The 18,555-nt window shown below is 56.6% G+C and carries 18 protein-coding genes; 13 read left to right on the top strand and 5 right to left on the bottom strand.

Annotated features, from left to right (window positions below):
* The first annotated feature begins 303 nt into the window (after positions 1 to 303).
* Entirely contained in the window at positions 304 to 1,482 is a 1,179-nt protein-coding gene (locus IAE55_RS25150; protein WP_234489853.1) for an MFS transporter, read from the top strand.
* Between the two features lie 115 nt (positions 1,483 to 1,597).
* Here the strand turns inward: IAE55_RS25150 and IAE55_RS25145 are convergent, their stop codons facing one another.
* Both IAE55_RS25145 and IAE55_RS25140 read right to left on the bottom strand, forming a co-directional pair.
* A complete protein-coding gene (locus IAE55_RS25145) occupies positions 1,598 to 1,888 on the bottom strand; it encodes a transporter (protein WP_105445195.1) in 291 nt (96 codons plus the stop codon).
* 46 nt (positions 1,889 to 1,934) lie between these two features.
* Positions 1,935 to 2,252 (bottom strand): hypothetical protein, encoded by a 318-nt coding sequence (locus IAE55_RS25140; RefSeq protein WP_105445196.1) that lies wholly within the window; start codon positions 2,250 to 2,252, stop codon positions 1,935 to 1,937.
* Positions 2,253 to 2,602: 350 nt separating this feature from the next.
* On the opposite strand from IAE55_RS25140, the gene IAE55_RS25135 reads away from it, so the two are divergent.
* The 4 genes from IAE55_RS25135 (at position 2,603) to IAE55_RS25120 (ending at position 6,772) form a co-directional block, all read left to right on the top strand.
* Entirely contained in the window at positions 2,603 to 3,733 is a 1,131-nt protein-coding gene (locus IAE55_RS25135; RefSeq protein WP_200634216.1) for a serine hydrolase domain-containing protein, read from the top strand.
* A 70-nt stretch (positions 3,734 to 3,803) separates the two neighbouring features.
* The gene (locus IAE55_RS25130; protein ID WP_076173063.1) at positions 3,804 to 4,652 is read left to right on the top strand and encodes a MurR/RpiR family transcriptional regulator; all 849 of its coding nucleotides are present in this window, start codon (positions 3,804 to 3,806) and stop codon (positions 4,650 to 4,652) included.
* Positions 4,653 to 4,848: 196 nt separating this feature from the next.
* A complete protein-coding gene (locus IAE55_RS25125) occupies positions 4,849 to 6,447 on the top strand; it encodes an ATP-binding protein (RefSeq protein WP_200634215.1) in 1,599 nt (532 codons plus the stop codon).
* A gap of 49 nt (positions 6,448 to 6,496) precedes the next feature.
* On the top strand, positions 6,497 to 6,772 hold the full coding sequence (locus tag IAE55_RS25120) for a hypothetical protein (RefSeq protein WP_200634214.1): 276 nt from the start codon (positions 6,497 to 6,499) through the stop codon (positions 6,770 to 6,772).
* Positions 6,773 to 6,785: 13 nt separating this feature from the next.
* On the opposite strand, the gene IAE55_RS25115 is transcribed toward IAE55_RS25120, so the two are convergent.
* The gene (locus tag IAE55_RS25115; protein WP_200634213.1) at positions 6,786 to 7,337 is read right to left on the bottom strand and encodes a GNAT family N-acetyltransferase; all 552 of its coding nucleotides are present in this window, start codon (positions 7,335 to 7,337) and stop codon (positions 6,786 to 6,788) included.
* Between the two features lie 153 nt (positions 7,338 to 7,490).
* Complete coding sequence (locus IAE55_RS25110; RefSeq protein WP_200634212.1) at positions 7,491 to 7,925, bottom strand: Lrp/AsnC family transcriptional regulator; 435 nt, start codon at positions 7,923 to 7,925, stop codon at positions 7,491 to 7,493.
* 164 nt (positions 7,926 to 8,089) lie between these two features.
* Here IAE55_RS25110 and IAE55_RS25105 point away from each other — a divergent pair, with 164 nt between their 5' ends.
* From IAE55_RS25105 to IAE55_RS25070, 8 genes are all read left to right on the top strand, one after another.
* Positions 8,090 to 8,542, top strand: coding sequence for a VOC family protein (locus tag IAE55_RS25105; RefSeq protein ID WP_200634211.1), 453 nt, complete (start codon positions 8,090 to 8,092; stop codon positions 8,540 to 8,542).
* 175 nt (positions 8,543 to 8,717) lie between these two features.
* The gene (locus IAE55_RS25100; protein ID WP_200634210.1) at positions 8,718 to 11,048 is read left to right on the top strand and encodes a helix-turn-helix domain-containing protein; all 2,331 of its coding nucleotides are present in this window, start codon (positions 8,718 to 8,720) and stop codon (positions 11,046 to 11,048) included.
* Positions 11,049 to 11,270: 222 nt separating this feature from the next.
* Complete coding sequence (locus tag IAE55_RS25095; RefSeq protein ID WP_234489851.1) at positions 11,271 to 12,233, top strand: ABC transporter permease; 963 nt, start codon at positions 11,271 to 11,273, stop codon at positions 12,231 to 12,233.
* A gap of 12 nt (positions 12,234 to 12,245) precedes the next feature.
* Positions 12,246 to 13,145 carry a carbohydrate ABC transporter permease gene (locus tag IAE55_RS25090; RefSeq protein ID WP_089549307.1) on the top strand — a complete coding sequence of 300 codons (900 nt, stop codon included), beginning with the start codon at positions 12,246 to 12,248 and terminating at the stop codon, positions 13,143 to 13,145.
* Positions 13,146 to 13,158: 13 nt separating this feature from the next.
* Complete coding sequence (locus tag IAE55_RS25085; protein ID WP_200634209.1) at positions 13,159 to 14,832, top strand: ABC transporter substrate-binding protein; 1,674 nt, start codon at positions 13,159 to 13,161, stop codon at positions 14,830 to 14,832.
* Between the two features lie 16 nt (positions 14,833 to 14,848).
* Positions 14,849 to 16,222, top strand: coding sequence for an alpha-L-fucosidase (locus IAE55_RS25080; RefSeq protein ID WP_200634208.1), 1,374 nt, complete (start codon positions 14,849 to 14,851; stop codon positions 16,220 to 16,222).
* Between the two features lie 207 nt (positions 16,223 to 16,429).
* Complete coding sequence (locus tag IAE55_RS25075) at positions 16,430 to 16,744, top strand: ArsR/SmtB family transcription factor (protein ID WP_089549304.1); 315 nt, start codon at positions 16,430 to 16,432, stop codon at positions 16,742 to 16,744.
* Between the two features lie 103 nt (positions 16,745 to 16,847).
* Entirely contained in the window at positions 16,848 to 17,342 is a 495-nt protein-coding gene (locus tag IAE55_RS25070) for an SRPBCC family protein (RefSeq protein ID WP_325168680.1), read from the top strand.
* Positions 17,343 to 17,561: 219 nt separating this feature from the next.
* On the opposite strand, the gene IAE55_RS25065 is transcribed toward IAE55_RS25070, so the two are convergent.
* The gene (locus IAE55_RS25065; RefSeq protein WP_116233006.1) at positions 17,562 to 18,407 is read right to left on the bottom strand and encodes an AraC family transcriptional regulator; all 846 of its coding nucleotides are present in this window, start codon (positions 18,405 to 18,407) and stop codon (positions 17,562 to 17,564) included.
* Between the last annotated feature and the right edge of the window lie 148 nt (positions 18,408 to 18,555).

Raw genomic sequence — 18,555 nt, 5'->3', positions numbered from 1 at the left:
CGAAGGAGGACAGGCTCCTTTGGTTTTTTTGTGTAAACGTATGATTCACTTACAAATTGTTAGTTAGTCAAAATGGCAGGATTATCTCCAAATCATTTGCGTTCTTACGATTTGTTTGTACCTTTCATATAATTCAATCAAGCGAAAAGAACGGTGCACGTTGATGTGCCAGACGTGGCCCGGCACTGTACCGCTCTTGCGCTCATTGATTCTATGAGTATCGGCTTCAGGGTGCACCAAGGCATTGTGCCGGCCATGCCTCGGATCCACCGGCTGCCGGTCGTATATATGGAGGGTATGAATATGGTCCAACGAATGAATCGCTTATATATTTACTTACTGACGCTTGGCGTTTTCCTGACGGCCACCTCGGAGCTGATCGTCAGCGGTGTGCTCAGTGAGATCGCCGGTGATATGAACGTTTCCGTCGGTGCGGCGGGGCAGCTGATCACGGCGTATTCTTTAGCTTTTGCGATCGGCACGCCGGTCTTGATTTCGCTGACCTCCCGTCTCGGGAGAAAAAAGGTGATGCTGGGTTCGCTGCTGGTTTTCGCAGCCGGCTGTGGACTGTCCTTCGCCAGCACCCATTTTGTCCTGCTGATCGCGTCGCGCATCATTCTGGGCATCGGTTCGGGCGTGTACCTGGTGGTCGTGTTCAGCGCTGCCGCCAAGCTCGTCCCGGCGGAGAAGGTCGGCAGCGCCATCGGCACGATTATTCTGGGCTTCAGCTTGGCCATGGTGTTGGGGGTCCCGCTTGGCATCGCCATTACCGGCTGGATCGGCTGGAGAATGATCTTCATCCTGCTGGGAGCGCTGAGCCTGCTGATCATGGCGGCGATTTACCGGCTTCTACCGGTCGTGGAAGGTGATGAGCCCGTCTCCTTGGGACGCCAGCTGCGCCTGCTGGGCAGCGGAGTTATCGTGAGTGCTCTGTTCATTACGCTGTTCCGGGAGACCGGGAATTCGGTGATGTATACCTATATGACCCCGTTTTTGCAAAGCGTACTTCACATGAACGCCGCAGGCGTGGCGGTGACCATGCTGGGCTTCGGCATCCTCGGGGTGATCGGCTCCCGTCTGGGAGGCTACGCCGTGGACCGGTGGGGGGCCGTACGTATTCTGCTGGCCGGTCTGCTCGTCCATGCCGCGGCCCTGGCGCTGCTGCCGGCGTTTTCCTCCTGGCTCGTTCCGGACCTCATTCTGATCGGCGTGATGATGTTCGCCATGTTTGTAACCGCGCCAGCCATTCAAACTTACTTTATCCAGCAGGCGCCGGAATCCTCCGATCTCGTGCTCAGCTTGAATACGTCGGTGACGCATTTAGGACTGGCGGCGGGGGCAGGCATGGGAGGAGCCGTGATCAGCGCCACCTCCACCGTGCTGTACAATCCTTGGGTCGCGGGTCCGGTGGTAACGCTAGGCCTGGGAGCCGCTATCGTCTGCTTCTTTCTTGGCAGGAAGGCATACCGGAGGCTGGCGTAACGGTTGCGGCTGCGCTGCCATTCTGAGCGTGTATGACCCGTGAAAAAGCGGCGGTACGCCGGGAGCGTTAGGGACGCTTTCCGGATACCGCCGCTTTGTCGTGCAGCAGATGCTTCTAGAAGCAGGTGAACGATTGGATGGTTCTGAGGTCGAGCCCCGAGTACATCCAGAAAAATCCGTTCCAGCGGAATCCGGCAACGGAGGTCCGGCCGACGAAGACGGGATAGAACCAGAAGCCCGGACCGCGTACGGGCCAAATGAACGTATTGCGGAAAAGGCAGCCGGAAATTGCGCCGGGATCAATGGCGAGCGCCGATGCGCCGGTTTGTGCAGGCGTAAATTGCGGCGGCGGGGATGAAGGCGGCTGCACCTGGCCTTGAGGGCCAAAGGGAGGCATGAATGCCATGGGGATGACTCCTTTCTTTGCTCATTTGAGCATAGTTATGGCGAGCTTACGCTAATAAGCTGATGACCAGCAGTTCGTACAGGACCAGAGGCAGGATGGTTTGGTTAAAGAAAGGGGGGCGTCCGGGGATGAAAGCCCGGTGTCCGGGTGACTGCGGAATTTGGATATACACGATACCCTTGTCGCAGTGCAAGAGGGTTCCTTCAAATACATCGCCGTCCAGCGTTTCGATCCGGACATGCTTATTGACATGTTGGCGGCACAGCTGCTTGAAGCGTTCCCGAGCCGAATGAAGCGTTTGGCTCATATGAGGCTCTGCCTGGTACAGCGTTTGGTGCTGATAGCCTGAATATTGCACACTCATGACGTTGACCTCCGTTTGGAATTGACCTGCTGCATCCTATGCAGATGCCCAGGCGGAAGTGTCTTAAAATGAACGAAATGTCATACACATCAGTAGGAACGGTCCTTTATGACCTTGGATCAATGGATGTCGCCGAGTTTTTAAATAAAAATTTCTAAATATACGACATTTGTTGAAATAAAATTTCGCAAGCGATATAATAGGCACCAGAAATGTTAACATCTCAAGGCAGCATACAGGGCTTTTCGGTCATTCGCGGGCGGTTACGGATTGCACCGTCTGTTCGGAGCATTTGCGCCATTGAGTCTGCCGGCAATCCTGAAGAGAACCGGAAATCGGGAGGGAAGATCATGTACGCTGATATAGCGGAAGGCGCCAAGGCGCTTGGCCTGGACCCAAAAGGGCTCGAGGCCGCCGGGCGTGCCATTGAGCGGGAGATGGCCGCTGGGGTGATACCCGGGGCGGTGCTGGCCGTTACCCGGCACGGGAAGGAATGGGTTTATGCAGCGGGGAGCGCAAACCCGGGTCCGAATCATCCGCTCCCGGCCGGACCGGATGTCCTGTATGATTGTGCTTCGCTGACCAAGGTGAGCGTTACGCTGCCGCTTGTGCTCGGACTGATCGATGACGGCGTCCTGACGCTTGGTACAAAAGCTGCCGCCTGGATCCCTGAGTTTACCGGTGAGGGGCGGGAAGAGGTGACGATCGGGCAGCTGCTCACCCATACCTCCGGTCTTCCGGCGGATCGAAATATCCACTCGCACGGCTGGACGCAGCCCCAAATGTGGGAGGCGGTCACCGGCGTGGCGCTGCAGCATCCGCCGGGTACGGCCGCCGTCTACAGCGATCTCGGCTTCCTTCTTCTCGGCCGGATCGTCGAGAAGGCGGCGGGCATGCCTCTGGACCAGGCGGCCAAGGCGCGGATCTGGGAGCCGCTCGGCATGGCCGGCGCCGTCTTCGCCCCGCCGGCCGGGCTGCGGGAGCGGACCGCCCCGACGGAATATGACCGCGCTGCTGGCGGTCATCTCCAGGGGGTGGTCCACGACGAGAAAGCCCGCGCCCTCGGCGGCGTCTGCGGGCACGCCGGCCTGTTCGCCACCGCCGGCGACCTGGCGCGCTATGCGCGGATGTGGCTGGCCGGCGGCGCCGTGCCGGAGCCGACCGCGCCGGGCGGCCAGCGGCGCGTCCTGTCGGCGGCGGCCGTCAGGACCGCGACCCGGACCCATACCGCCGGCATCGCCGGGGCGAACCGGGGGCTCGGCTGGGTCCTGAAAGGGGACCGCTGGGACGCCTCCGGCGACTGGATGGGCCCGCGCAGCTACGGGCACACCGGGTTTACCGGGACCAGCCTGTGGGTGGAGCCCGATCTGGACCTGGCGGTGGTGCTGCTCACCAACCGGGTCTATTACGGCCGTAGCGGCAGCGTCGGCGTGCTGCGGGCGGCGGTGCACAACTCGATTACCGCCGCCGTCAAAGATTGATAACGATGAGAACGAGAACGAGCAGGGATGAGATCTGCTACGATACGATACGGGCAAAGGAGAGAGCATCATGAACGGGGGACTAGTCAGACTGCGAGAGATTTTGGACGACCTTACGCCCTCAGAGCGCAAAGTGGCTGAATACATTATCAGCTATCCGCACAGCATACTCGACATGTCCGTAGCGCAGCTGTCTGCGGAAAGCGGCGGCAGCCAGGCTGCGATCATCCGCTTGTGCAAATCCATGGGGGTGAAAGGATACCCGGAGCTGAAGCTGAAGGTGGCCGGGGACCTGAACCAGAACGAGGAGCGCTATGAGTACCGGGAGATTCGTCCGGGCGATTCCATGGAGCAAATTATCCAAACCGTGTCCGCCAACAACATTCAGTCGATCCGGGACACGGTAACGATTCTTGATCCGAAAACCGTGGACCTTGCGGTGGAGGCGTTAAGCCAAGCCTCCCGAATTTTTTTCTACGGGCTCGGGGCTTCCCATCTGATCGCGCAGGATGCGCATCACAAATTTTTGCGGATCAACAAGACAAGCCATTCCTTTACCGATCCGCATCTGGAGCTGACCTCGGCGGTCATGCTGAATCCGGGCGACGTGGCGGTAGGCATTTCGTATTCGGGCGAGACGGCCCACGTCATCGAATGCCTGAAGGAGGCGCGCGCCTGCGGAGCCAAGACGATTTCCATCACCAAGTACGGCAACAATGCCGTGTCGGCGCAGGCCGATTATCCGCTCTACACGTCATCGACGGAGAACGAAATCCGCAGCGGCGCGATGTCGTCGCGGATGACCCAACTGAACGTCATCGATATTTTATATTTGGGCGTGGCCAGCCGGGAATACGATCAATCGGTCCGGTATTTGAAAAAAAGCCGGGAGATTATCAAGCGCCTGACGGGCCGCTGATCGAAACAGGTTATGGCTTATCCTTATCCTAATACATCCTCTTTCCTGGGGCATTGACGGCTCTGCGGGAAGGGGATGATTTATTTTCAGGTAAAATCTTCATATTATGCGGACGCTTTCGTCCCAAAGGATGATAGAATAGAGGGAATTGAACGTCATCTTGGGATGGAATATCGGCATAAATGGGGTATAGGCAATGGATAAAGAGATAGACCTAATGGATGATCGGCAGATCATTGCAGCTTTTAACGCGCATTACAGGCAGCGGGGCCTCGATCCCGCCAAGTTTCCCGTTCTCAGCAAGCGCTACACCCAAGAGGAACTGGAGGAACGGTTGTCCTTTTATAAGGAATATATTGATATCATTCTTTTTTTCGTCAACAAGTTTCTGTCGACCATTCAAGGGACCCCGATCCTGGTCACGGTGACCGATCAATGGGGATATCTGCTGGAATGTTACGGCGAGCCGATGTTTCTCGAGGCCATCGCGGAGCTGGGCATTACCAAGGGGGTCCGCTACAACAAGGAGACCGGCACGGGCTCGGTCCCGCTGTGCCTGCGGTTTAAGCGTCCGTTCCAGACCTTGGGCGAAGAGCATTTCTTCGAGGCGCTCCATGGCATGGCCTGTTACTCGGCCCCTTTCCATCGGGAGGACGGGGCGGTGCTTGGAACACTCTCTCTGATGACCGGGGTCGATTCGGCCCATCCGCACCTGCTGACCCTGCTGTGTACCATGGTTGATTCCGTGGAGCGGGAAATGCTGCTTCGCCGGAACAACGCCCACCTTCACACGTTGAACCAAGTGCTGCTGGAGGCGAATTATCAGGGGGTTGTCGTGACGGACGCCGCCGGCCGGATTATCGACATGAACGATCAATACTTGAGAATACTCCGCTTAGACGGCGGGGACAAACGTCTATACCTGGGCACGCCGGTACTGGAGCACCGCCTGGTTTCCCCCTATTTCGAGCGGGTGCTGGCCAGACAGGAGGAATGCATCGGCGTAGAGCTGCAGGACACCCGGATGGACTCCGACAGCTATTATATGCTGGACGTTCTGCCGGTTTTTGATATGGGCGGCTGCCTCTGCCGCATTATCGGCACCCTGCGGGATATTACGGAAATGAAGAGGACCGAGGAGGTGCTGCGGAATACGGAGAAGCTGGTATTCGCCGGCCAGCTTGCGGTCGGCATTGCGCACGAAATCCGTAATCCCCTGACCACCGTCAAGGGCCTTATTCAGTTGGCGGGACCGACCTCGGGACTGCGGCATTATGACCTGATTATGTCGGAGCTGGATCGGATGAACCTGATCGTTGGCGAGTTTCTCATTTTAGGCAAACCGCAGGAAATCCGCTTCCGGGAAGATTGGTGCATGACGATTCTGCAGGAAGTGCTGAGCCTGATCGAAATCGAGGCGGCGAAGAACAATGTCCGCATCCGGTGCACCTGCATCCGGGAGGAGAAAATTTCCTGCGACCGTAATCAGATCAAGCAGGTGTTTCTGAACATCCTGAAAAATGCCATTCAAGCGCTGCCCGGCGGGGGCCGGATCGACATCGTGCTCGAGGCAGACGGCGGTTACCAGCGGATCCGGTTCATGGACAACGGAATCGGCATGCCCGAAGAGGTGCTGGAGCGGATCGGGGAGCCATTCCATACGACCAAGCTGGAAGGTTACGGTCTGGGCATGATGATCGTGAAGAAAATTATCGCTTCCCACCGCGGCATCCTGAACATTACAAGCGAGCCCGGCAAGGGGACGACGGTCGAAATGGGACTGCCGATCGGCTGATCGAACAGTCCCTGATGGATAAAAATGGAGTTAAGCGAGGTGTCGCGAGATGAAGGTCATCTGGAGTTCTGTGGAAATCATCAGAAATGTCGTGTATTTATTCCTTGGTTTATGCGTGTGCGGTTTTGCAGAAAAAAACCTGACGGCGAGAATCGACGGCAGAATGGATCTGGTGCTGCTGGTGCTGCTTGCAGATCTGATGCTGCTGTTCGTCTTCCACCGTCAGGTCATCGGCCCGAAAGCCAACAAACTTCCCGTTAGAACAAGGAATTATTTAATCATAGCTGCGGTGCTGATCCTCATCGTGGTTTATATGCTGAGCTGACATCCGTTGACCGCTAGAACAGCAGGTACCAGAAAACAGCCGTTTCCTGCGAATGCTCTTTAAAGCCCCGGTATAGATAAGAATCAAAGCCTCCGATAACAAATCCGCAGCTTTCATAAAATTGGCACGCTCGCACGTTGTTGCTCTGCGTCTCCAGCATGAGGCCGGGCGTGTGGCCGGTCTTGGCCCAGAGCACCGCCTGCTCGATCAATTTCCGGCCGATACCGTGTCCCCGGGCGTTCCGATCTACCCGAAGATCCTCGATATAGGCGTACCCGTTCCAATTTTTCGCCAGCATGATCCGGCCGACGGCCTGATCTCCCACTATGGCCAGGTAGACCGCACGGTCCGGACGGCCGATGTACTCCGACAAATTTCCGCTGTCGCCCTGGTGCGCCTCGTCGGGGTAGCTTTTTTGATAACTGGGCACGACGGGTTTAACCGTATAACCGATCCCTTGGTCCGTAACGGACAAAACGAGCTCGGAATCTACCGTAAAGCTGCCGTCGATCTGAATGTGCTCCGGGTGGTCCCGGTCTGTCATTTCTCTGATCTGAATATCCATTTATCGTATCCTCCTGATTCGCGGTTGGATTTTGAACTTGGGTCAAAATGCTACCTTGCAATCCGGAGGCGGGGCTCTGACTTAACGAAATACAAGCTTTGCCGTCATTACGGTTCTCCTCCTATTGGGCAGAATAAGGACACACCGGCTCTATCACAGCAAAATCCGGTGATCCAATATATTTTTCAGGCTGATATGCGATTTCGACGGGCCGAACCTTGCCAGGGCATCCTGGAAGTCGGCTACCTCGTCGACGGACCCCGTCTGGACGTGAACGAGATAGTTGTACTCCCCGCTGATACGGAACAAGCCCGTCACTTGCTCGGACTGCGTGCAAAATTCCACCAGCTCGCTGCATAGCTCGGTCTTCATCAGGATAAAAGAGGTCGTTCCCCGCTGCAGCTCCCGCAAATTCAGATCCGTGCTGTACCCCGTGATCACGCCCCGTTCCTCGAGCTTAACGATCCGCTCCTTCACGGAAGGCTGGGACATGGCAATCTGCTTGCTGATCTGGGCGATCGGCATTCGCGCTTCATGCTGCAGAAGCTTTAAAATTTTCAGGTCGATCTCGTCAACTGCCGTGCTCAAATTCGCCATCTCTCCTGTACTTGATCTAAAGATAAAGTAAGCATACGAAAATAACTTATTTTATGCAAATCGGGAAGGACCAATTCCTTATTACATGCATGTCGATCGCGGAAATGAATCTATAAAATAAAAACGATACGAAAAGCACAAAGGGAGAGATGGTTATGAGCGTGAAAGGACTGGCCCATGCGGCCATTCAGGCAGAGGATTATGAAGGAACGCTTGATTTTTATATCCGGGTTCTCGGGTTTACGGTCGGTCACTCATGGAGCCTGCCTGCGTTTAAAATTAAGACGGCCTCGATGCTGGTTTCGCCTGACGGGCGGACCTGCATCGAGGTGTTCGACCCTGGCGCCGAAGTTCCGGCCGAGGGGGATAAGGCGCCTTCGCGCGAGGAAGTGAAGCACGGCGCCCTGCTCCATCTGGCATTCTACGTGGATAATGTGGACGAGATGGTGGACAAGGCGCTCGCTCACGGGGCGCGAATTTATGTGGAGCCGGCGAATTTGGAGTTGGGTGAGCCGCCGCTTAGGGTCCGCAATGCGGTCCTGCACAGCCCGAACGGCGAAATTATCGAATTGATCGAGGAAGTGGATTTTAACGTGGGAACCCGCTGAGGTTCTGTGTGAGATGGAGGCAGCCGAAGGCTTCGGCTGCTTTTTTGTATGTCATATAACCTTACAAACTCGTTGATAAAAAATATGAAAGCACTTACAATATTGTTATTTAGACATGTTTCGCGTTGTGTTTTGTCGAATCGGCATCCCAGAATGAAGAGAGGAGAAGTGATCCATGCGATGGGCCAATGGATGGAAAATCCAGTACATTTTCGTTCGATTCATGATCCCTTATTTCTTGTTCATGCTGTTTACCCTGCTTGCAGGGGCCCTGTTTTACAGGCAAACCTATGATGTGGTGAAAAAGGAAGTTACGCACAGCAATCTGCAGATGCTGGATCAGGTGAAAGAAACGGTCGACAGCCGCTTCAACGAGATTAACCGGATTTCCCTGCAGCTGCAAAGCGATCCAGCCGTTCAGAGCTTTCAGCAGGTGAAGGAACCGTTCCGGGACACGACGGCGTACAAGGTGTATCGGACGCAAAAAAGCCTCTACAGCTACAATGCAGCCAATGGATTTATTCTTAACTACTATCTGATCTTCAAAAATAGCGATTTGGCGCTATCCCCGGATTCCACTTATGAACTTCCCTCGTTCTATCGTTACATGTTCTCTGAACCCAGCAAGGATTACACGACCTGGAGGAACGATCTCCTTGGTAATTTCCGCAACCGGGAAATCATGTCATCCGGATCCACGGTGTATCAAGGCAAGACGACGGATCTGCTGACATATGTCCAGTCTCTCGGATACCCCGGCCATATTCAGGGGGCGCTGATGATTCTGGTGGACAACCAGCGCCTGCAGTCGCTTCTTCGTGGAATTGACATATCCGACGGGGGCTGGGTATCCATCATGGATGAGAAAGGACGCCTGGTTACATCTCTGTCAAGCGGCGGCCTGGTGACCCGGCAGAGCCTGCCGCCGGGAGCGAAATCCGGAGTGATCGAAGCTTCAGCGGCTACCGGCGGCATGATGATGACCTATACCACCTCGTCCTATAACGGATGGTCCTATGTCGTCGCCCAGCCGCCCCATGTCGTCCTGAGCAAAGTGCTGGCCATCAAGCATACTACCGTGACTATCCTCCTTGCGTTCCTGATTTTTGGCCTCATCCTTGCCTATCTGTTCGCTACCCGGAGCGGCAGGCCGATCGTGAACATCACGACTGCCCTGACGTCCCGGCTGAACGGCGGGGAATTGAAGCGGCCAAAGGATATGTACGGCTATATCCAGCACTCGCTCGCATGCCTGATTGACAACAACGACGAACTGCAGCAGGAAATCGAGCGGCAGGCTCCGCTGCTGCGGGAGTCGTTCTTCGGGCGGCTTCTTCAGGGCGAATACCTGATGGCTGAACACGTCGAATCCCTGCTGAAGCATCAAAACGCCGATATTCAGGGCAGCGGCTGCGCCGTCGGAATCGTTCAGTTTCACCGCGGCGGGCACCGGTTTCAGGAGGAGGAGCTGCGCGAGCTCGATATCGAACGCGTGCTCATCCAGGATATGCTGGGCCGGACGCTGAAGGGCTGTCCCTTCACCTACCCGGTCGCCGAGGATAAAATCGCCGTCCTGTTCGTCAACGGACAAGGCGATCCCGGCGCCTTCCGCAAGACGGTGGAACGGGAGCTGCAGCAGCTGACGCTGGAAATCAGCCGCCACGGGCTCCAGGCGGGCTTTGCGGTGGGAGGCTACCGCACCTCGCTCCTTGAAGTGCCGGAGTCCTTTGAAGAAGCGAGGCAGGCGCTCTCCCGGCTGTATGAAGCCGGAACCGGCCAGTCCGTCTGGTTCGAGGATCTGGCCCATGATCACCGCGGTTTTTATTTTCCGGCGGAATCGGAAAACCGCCTTATGAATTACATCAAAGCAGGCGAGACGGAGGAGGTCCGGAAGCTGCTCGCCTCTCTGTACCGGGAAAATTTCGAGGAGCGGCACCTTCCCTTGGCGATGCAGCAGCTGTTTGTTCTTGACCTGGTGGGCTGCCTGGTCAAAGTGCAGGATCAGCTGATGGTGAAGGAGCAGGCGGACATGAGGCAACTGCTGCAGCAGCTCGGCACGGCCAATCACCCGAAGCAGGCGTTTGATAACGCTACGGAGAGATTCGCGGAAATTTCGGACGACATCGATCGGCGCAAGAAGAGCCGCAACGTCCAATTGATCCGCGATACGGTGGACTACATTCATCACCAGTACGGACAGGCTGATCTCAGCCTGGATGCCGCGGCGGATCATCTGAATATATCCAAGGGGTATCTGTCGCAATTTTTCAAAGAGCAGACAGGGGTCAATTTTTCCGAATATGTTGAGAACCTCCGGATGGACAAAGCCAAGCAGCTGCTGTCTGAGACCAGGCTGCCGATCCGGGATATTGCGCAGCAGGTCGGGTACCAGGCGTCCAGCACCTTCTGCCGGGCCTTCAAACGCGGCAGCGGCATCAGCGCAACGGCGTACCGCGATATCGCACATAAGAAACCGGCTTCCCCTCTTCACCGTCAGGATGCATAAGGCGTTTTTGGGCCAGGGATTTCCTGGCCTTTTCGCTTACAGAGAATACCTCGCCAGCGGCCGGCTGCTAAGGCAAATACGCCCGAATCTAACGAAATGTATACAAGCCGGGCAAAGGTCAACGGCCTTTCTGAACGAGGGTAAACCCGCCGGGGAACAGGCAATTTACACCTTGGGCGGTCCCGGTCTATGCTGGGTCCAATCAAGGGGGGTGAAAGTGAAATGAGCATGTCAGTGACCGAGCGAAAGACAAGGGCAGCGCGCAGGACGGGAAGGAGACCCGCCGTAAAGAAGCTGATCCACAGCTGGCAGTTATACGTGCTGATGGCGCTGCCGCTTCTGTATTTGATCATTTTCAAGTACGTACCCATGTATGGCGCACAAATCGCTTTTAAGAACTTTGTTGTGACCAAAGGCATTTGGGGAAGCGAGTGGGTCGGGCTGAAGCACTTTGAGCGCTTTGTTCACTCGTACGACTTCTGGAGGATTTTGAAAAACACCTTGATCCTCAGCTTTTACAACCTGGCTGCGAGCTTTCCGTTTCCCATTCTGCTGGCGCTCGGCCTCAACTATTTGCGGGGGCGGGTATTCAAGCGGGCTGTGCAGATGGTCACGTATGCCCCGCATTTCATCTCGATCGTCGTCATCGTCGGGATTATCCGGGAGCTGCTCGACCCGAGAACGGGCATCGTCAACAAGCTCCTCGGCTTTATCGGTGTGGGGCCGGTCAATTTTATGGGTGAGATTTCGATGTTCTCTTCCATTTATGTCTGGTCGGATGTCTGGCAGCATGCGGGCTTTAACTGCATCATTTTCATTGCGGCGCTTGCCGCGATCGACCCTGCCCTGCATGAAGCGGCCGTAGTCGACGGGGCTAGCAAGCTGCGCCGGATGTGGCATATCGACCTGCCCGGCATCATGCCCATGGCGATCATCCTTTTGATTCTGAGCACCGGGCATGTGCTCGACGTCGGCTTTGAGAAGGTGCTCCTTCTCCAGAACCCCATTAACCTGAAGGCATCCGAGATTATCGACACGTACGTGTACAAGGTCGGTCTGACCTCGCAGGTGGCGAATTACTCGTACTCAACTGCCATCGGCTTGTTCAAGTCGGTCATTAACCTGGTGCTGCTCATCGTGGTCAACAAGATCGCGCAGCAGTCGAAGCAGGCAAGTCTGTGGTAAGGAGGGAAGCCCATGAACGGCACGTTGCGCAATGATTCCCGGGGGGACAAGGTGTTCTCGCTCGTGAACGGCGCCATCGTCACCCTGTTTTTTATCAGCGTGCTCTATCCGATCGTGTACATCGTCAGCGCGTCTTTCAGCGACTCCAATGCCGTTGTGTCCGGCAAGGTATGGCTGTGGCCGGTTCGTCCGACGCTGGAAGGTTACGCTGCCGTGTTCGACTACAAGATGGTATGGACCGGATTTAAAAACTCCGTCGTCTACACCGTGACAGGCACTGCCCTCAACGTCTTCCTGACGGTGCTGGCCGCTTATCCGCTGTCCCGTAAAGACCTGTACGGCAAAAACGTATTCATGATTCTGTTCATGTTCACGACGATGTTTACGGGGGGACTGATCCCCAGCTATCTGCTGGTGCGGGAGCTCGGTATGCTCGATACGATCTGGTCCATGATCATTCCGGGAGCGCTGACCGTATGGAATGTCATCATCGCCCGGACGTATTTTCAAATGTCCATACCGGACGAGCTGCTCGAGGCGGCACGGCTGGACGGATGCAATGACTTCCAGTTTTTGTGGAAGGTGGTCATCCGGCTGTCGGGACCCATTCTCGCCGTGATTACGCTGTATTATGCGTCGGCCAACTGGAACCAGTATTTTAACGCGATGATTTATTTGAAATCCCAGGACCACTACCCGCTGCAGCTCGTGCTTCGCGATATTCTGATCCAGAACGATGTCGACACGGCGATGCTGGCGGCCGATCCGCAGGATGCGGCCCGCAGGGAGGCACTCAAAATTTTGCTGAAGTATTCCTTGATTGTGATTTCCATCTTTCCGCTTCTGGTCGTGTATCCTTTCGTTCAGAAATTTCTGGTAAAAGGCGTCATGATCGGCTCATTAAAGGGATAAGGAGATGATCGGTGTGAAAAGAAAGTTCCTGTCTTTGCTACTCATATCCGCGGTCATGATCGGCCTGCTCGGCGCATGCGGCAGCGGGGATTCGGGGGGCGCGCCGGCGGCGGAGCCGGGTGCCGGTGAAGCGGTGAGCGATGCGGGCGTGTTCCCGATCGTGAACGACAAACTGACGCTCAAGGTCATGATCGGCGCCAATCCGGCCGTCGAAGATTTCAACACGAACGAATTCACCAAATACTTCGAGGAGAAAACGAATATTCATGTGGAGTGGGAAATCGCCACTGCCGAGAAGCTCAACCTGGCGCTGGCGAGCGGCGACCTGCCGGACGTCATCATGAGCATGAACGTCACGCCGGAGCAGCAGGCGCTGTACGGAGAACAGGGGGTCATTTTTCCTTTGAACGATTACATTGAGAAATACGGCCTGAATACGAAAAAAATGTTTGAGGAAAGTCCGCTGGTCAAACCGACGATCACCTCGGCCGACGGGAACATTTACGCACTGCCGGCTCCGAACGAATGCTACCACTGCTCCATGCGACAGAAGCTGTGGATCTACGAGCCGTGGCTGAAGGCGCTCAATCTGGAGATGCCGACCACGATCGATGAATTTTATAAGGTGCTGAAGGCGTTCAAGACCCAGGACCCGAATAAAAACGGGAAGGCTGACGAAATCCCGTTCTCGGGAGCGCCGCAAACGACGCAAAATTCGACCCTGACGACGAGCGTGGAAAACTTCCTGATGAACTCTTTCACGTATGCCCCGTATACGCGGATGTATGTGAATGAAGAGGGCAAAGTCGACGTTCCGTTCGTCAAGGACGGTTGGAAGGAAGGGCTGGCCTTCCTGCACAAGCTGTACGCTGAAGGCTTGATGGATCCGCAATCGCTGACCCGGGATCCCGCGCAGCTCGTTCAGCTGGGGGAAAATCCGGACGTGCCGATTCTGGGCGCCGCCTCCGGCCCCAATATGAGCGTGCTCACCCAACTGAGCGGTGCTAGCGGCCGGTGGAAGGATTATGTCGCCGTACCTCCGCTGAAAGGCCCGGAAGGGCTTCAGGTGACGCAGTACGATCCTTACCAGGTGGCCCCGGGGCAGTTCGTGATCACGAACAAGGCGAAAAATCCGGCGGCGGCCTTCCGCTTCGCGGACGCCCTGTACGACCGGGAAACGACGCTGCGCTCAACGATCGGCGAGCCGGATAAGGACTGGAGATGGGCCAAAGACGGCGAAATCGGATTAAACGGCAAGCAGGCGGTCTATAAAGACATGTCCCAATTCGGGGTGACGCAGAACAAGCACTGGGCGCAGACCGGCATCGCCTACCGTCCGAATTCGCTGCGCCTCGGCGCGGTGGAGGACAAGGAGAACCCGCTGGAATCGATCCTGTACAACGAGACGAAGACCAAATACGAGCCTTATCGCGTCAAAGTCGAGACGGTGCTGCCGCCGCTCAATTTTACGGTGGACCAATCGCAGGAGCTGGCTGACCTGTCCAAGACGATCTTCGATTACACGAACGAAATGATGGCGCGGTTCATTATCGGCGACGCCGACCTCAACGCTCAGTGGAACGAATACCTGTCGACGCTGAAGAGCATGGGGCTGGACCGGTATCTTGAGATCTATCAGGAAGCGTACGATGCCCGCAAATCCGTGACATCCGAGACCCAATCGTAAGGAGGAAACTTCGATCATGACCGCTATTCAATCGCAAGCCTTTACCGTTCCGGACAAATGGAAGTGGTTTACCGAGAGCCGTTACGGGATGTTCATCCATTGGGGGCCTTATGCGCAGTACGGGCGCGGGGAACAGGTGCTGTTCCGTGAGCATTTGGACCACAAGGAGTATACGGAGCAGGCCTGCGCATGGAACCCGAAGCATTACGATCCCGAATTGTGGGCCTACACGGCGAGAAAGGCCGGGTTTAAATATGCCTGCTTTACGACCCGGCACCACGACGGCTACTGCATGTGGGACAGCGCTTATACGGACTACTCCAGCGCCAAGCAGGCTCCCCAAAGGGATTTTGTCCGTGAATACACCGAGGCCTTCCGCAAGGAGGGGCTGCGGATCGGATTGTACTATTCATGGATCGATTGGCGGCTGCCGGCGTATTTCGACGGTCCGGCCAAGGATCCGGAGGGGTGGGAGAAGGTCCGTGCCTATCTTCACGCCCAAGTCAAAGAGCTGCTGACGAACTACGGAAAGATCGACCACTTCTTCTTCGACGGAGTGTGGCCGCGGAATGCGGATGATCTGCAGAGCGTGAAGCTGGTGGAGGAAATGCGGGCGCTGCAGCCGGATATTCTTATCAACAACCGGCTCGGTTATTCCGCCGCTCATGACGGGTATCGGGCTGACGGGGGCGTGGGTGCCGGCGATTCCGATACGCTCGGCGATTTCGGTACCCCGGAGCATGTGATCCATGCCGAGCAGAAGCGGCTGTGGGAGTCGTGCCAGGTGACGACATGGCGGCTCTGGAGCCATGTAATCGGCGAGCGGTGGCGTCCGGCGGACGTGCTGCTCGACATGCTGTGCGAAAGCGCCGAGAAAGGCGGCTCCCACGGGGGCAATCTGCTGCTCAACGTCGGCCCGACGGCGGACGGTCAGCTCCCGCCTGAATTCGTGGAGCGGGGGCTGGAGATCGGGCGCTGGCTGGAGGTGCACGGCGAGGCGGTGTACGGCACGGACGGAGGCTCCGTCACCGAGTTTATCACCCGCGGACGGCAGACGACCCGCGGCAATAACTTGTATTTGATCATCCGGTTCTGGGACGGCCGCCCGGACATGAGGCTGGCCGATTTGAACACCCGGGTGAAGGGCGTCACGCTCCTGACCACAGGGCAGGAGCTCGCGTTTGAACAGAACGGCGATGAGCTGTGGATTCACGGGCTGCCGCGGGAGGCGCCGACGCGGCTCTTCCCGGTGATCCGCGTGGAATGCGAAGGCAAGCCCGAGGCGAATCAGTGGGGCAGGGAGCGGCTGTGGGAAGGCGACCCCGCCCGGGTAGCCGACTGGGCGCGCTTGCGGGGCACATCGGTATTCGCCGATGGGGCCGAGCGGTAGCTCAGCCGGATTTAACTAAAATGCAAACCCTGACCCTGTAACCTTAGGGCCGTCTCATACTAGGCAGCCGTATGCTTTTTCCTTGGAGCCTTTCTTCCGAGGAAGGCATGCGCTGAGCCTTGGAGGGATGGCCCTTTTGTTGTGAAGAACGATTCGGCGTTATTATATTCCTTTACATTTATATAACCAAAAGGTAATATAATAGTCATGAACACAGACAAACTGTTTGAAGCGTTATCCGAACCGAACCGGCGGAGCATTCTGGAATATTTGCGAGTGCGGGACCGTTCTGTGGGCGAGCTTGTGGAGCTGTCGTCCTTAAGCCAGCCGGGGGTGTCCAAGCATTTGCGGATCCTGCGGGAAGCGGGGCTTGTGACCGTCCGCAGCGATGCCCAGAAGCGGATGTACAGCCTGAACGCGAAGCCGTTGGAGCAGCTTGACGATTGGCTTGGGCCCTACCGCAGGTTCTGGTCCGGCAAGCTGGACGACCTGGAGCGCTTCCTCGATGAAGAAGAGCCCTGAGCAGGAAATACCTGCTTGCAGGGATATGGCAGAATTTAAGTTGGATTGGGTATCCTGGCGGAATGACAAACTTAAAAGAGCATGTGAAAAAGGAGGATCAGCCGTGAATTCCAATGAATTGGCCGTGGTTGAGCAGGACGAGCAGGGAACCCGTGTGCGGTTCGTGCGGCATTTGAAGCACCCGGTGGAGAAGGTATGGGCGGCGCTGACCGAGAATGACCAGCTGAAGCAGTGGTTTGCGGAGCTTCGCGTCGAAGATTTGCGCGAAGGCGGAGTCATCTCATTCGATATGCAGGACGGTACTTATGAAAAGTTCGAAATTTTGGAGCTGAAGCCCCTGTCGGTACTTGAGTATACCTGGGCGGAGGACCGCGTCCGGTTTGAGCTGTATCCCGAGCCGCAGGGCTGCCGCCTCGTCCTGATCGAGACGATCGTCCGAGTCACCGATCATACGCCTAAGGACGTTGCCGGATGGGATGTCTGCCTGGACGTTATCGGGGCGCTGCTCGACGACCGGACCATTGCTTCCCGGAAGGACATCTGGGAAGGGAAATACGAGCAATACCGCAATCGGTTTGCGGAGCTGCGTCAGGGATAAGCCATGAACGGCAGACAGCCGAGATGTACAGCCAAGGAGCCCCCAGTCTAATAGGACTGGAGGGCTTTTTTGGCGTGGCGTTGGCGTTGGGGACGATCTTCAGCCGGCGTTTTGGGCACCTCCAAGTGCACAGTGGACGGGCCGAAAGCCGGAGCCTGCAAAAATGGAAGGCGGTGCTTATCATCCATCCATCATGCTGGTTATGCGAATTTCTGCTCCTCAGCTGCCAGAGGAAATCTGCTGCTCCCGGTAGGATCGGGGCGAGCAGCCGATTGTTTTTTTGAACATTTTGGAGAACAGGAACGGGTCTGTGTAGCCGACCGAGCGGGACACGTCGCTTACCGACAGCTCCAGGTTGTGCAGCAGCACGGCGGCGCGTTTCATCCGGTACTCCAGCAGGAACGCCTGCAGCGACACGCCGAACTGGTCCTTGAACAGGCCGGACAGGTATGTCCGGTCCAGTCCGACAGAACGGGCGATATCCTGAATGCTGATCTTCTGGCTGTAGCTGCTCTCGATATAGCCGACGGCCTTGCGGACGTAGGCTTCCTTCGAGGTGGTGGGACGCGGGGCTTCGCCGTTGTCACGGCAGTCCCGAATCAGTTCGCCCAGCAGCCCGTACAGGATGCCCTGGCTGAGCACGTCGCCGCCGGGCCCTTCCATCGCGGCGCGCAGCTGTCCGTAAAACCGCGGAAAACCGCCGTCCGGACCTGCCTCGTAGACCGGATGGGACGCATTCAGGTGGGCGCGCTGCAGGAGCGTCTTGGCCAGCACACCTTGAAAGCCGAACCATGTATACGTCCACGGATCCGACTCGTCGGCCGTGTATTGCACCAGCATATCCGGTACGATCAGGAATCCTTGTCCCGCGCCGAGCCGGTAGGTGGTGCCGCCGGTGGTGAAAGTCCCCGTGCCGCTGTGCACATAGTGCAGGATGTAGGCATCCCGCAGTCCGGGTCCCCACGAATGGTTCGGCAGGCATTCCTCCATGCCGAAAAAGTGCAGGCGGAGATCCGTTTGGCCCTGCAGGGCGGGCATATAGTAGTCGACATTGATCCGGGTCATTTGCGCTCTGAGTCCCTCCCGTCTGTCTCACAAACCTTTTTTAAGAGATCAGAAAGTATAAGTTTCGGAGCTTCCGTTTCCTGATCTCGCAAGAAAAACTTCCGCTAAACGCGGTCTGTCTTCTTTGAAGGTACGTCGATAGACGTTT

Source organism: Paenibacillus sp. S28 (genome assembly GCF_016624415.1).
Lineage (GTDB): Bacteria > Bacillota > Bacilli > Paenibacillales > Paenibacillaceae > Paenibacillus_AQ > Paenibacillus_AQ favisporus.
This window is presented reverse-complemented; position numbering and strand designations above follow the sequence as displayed.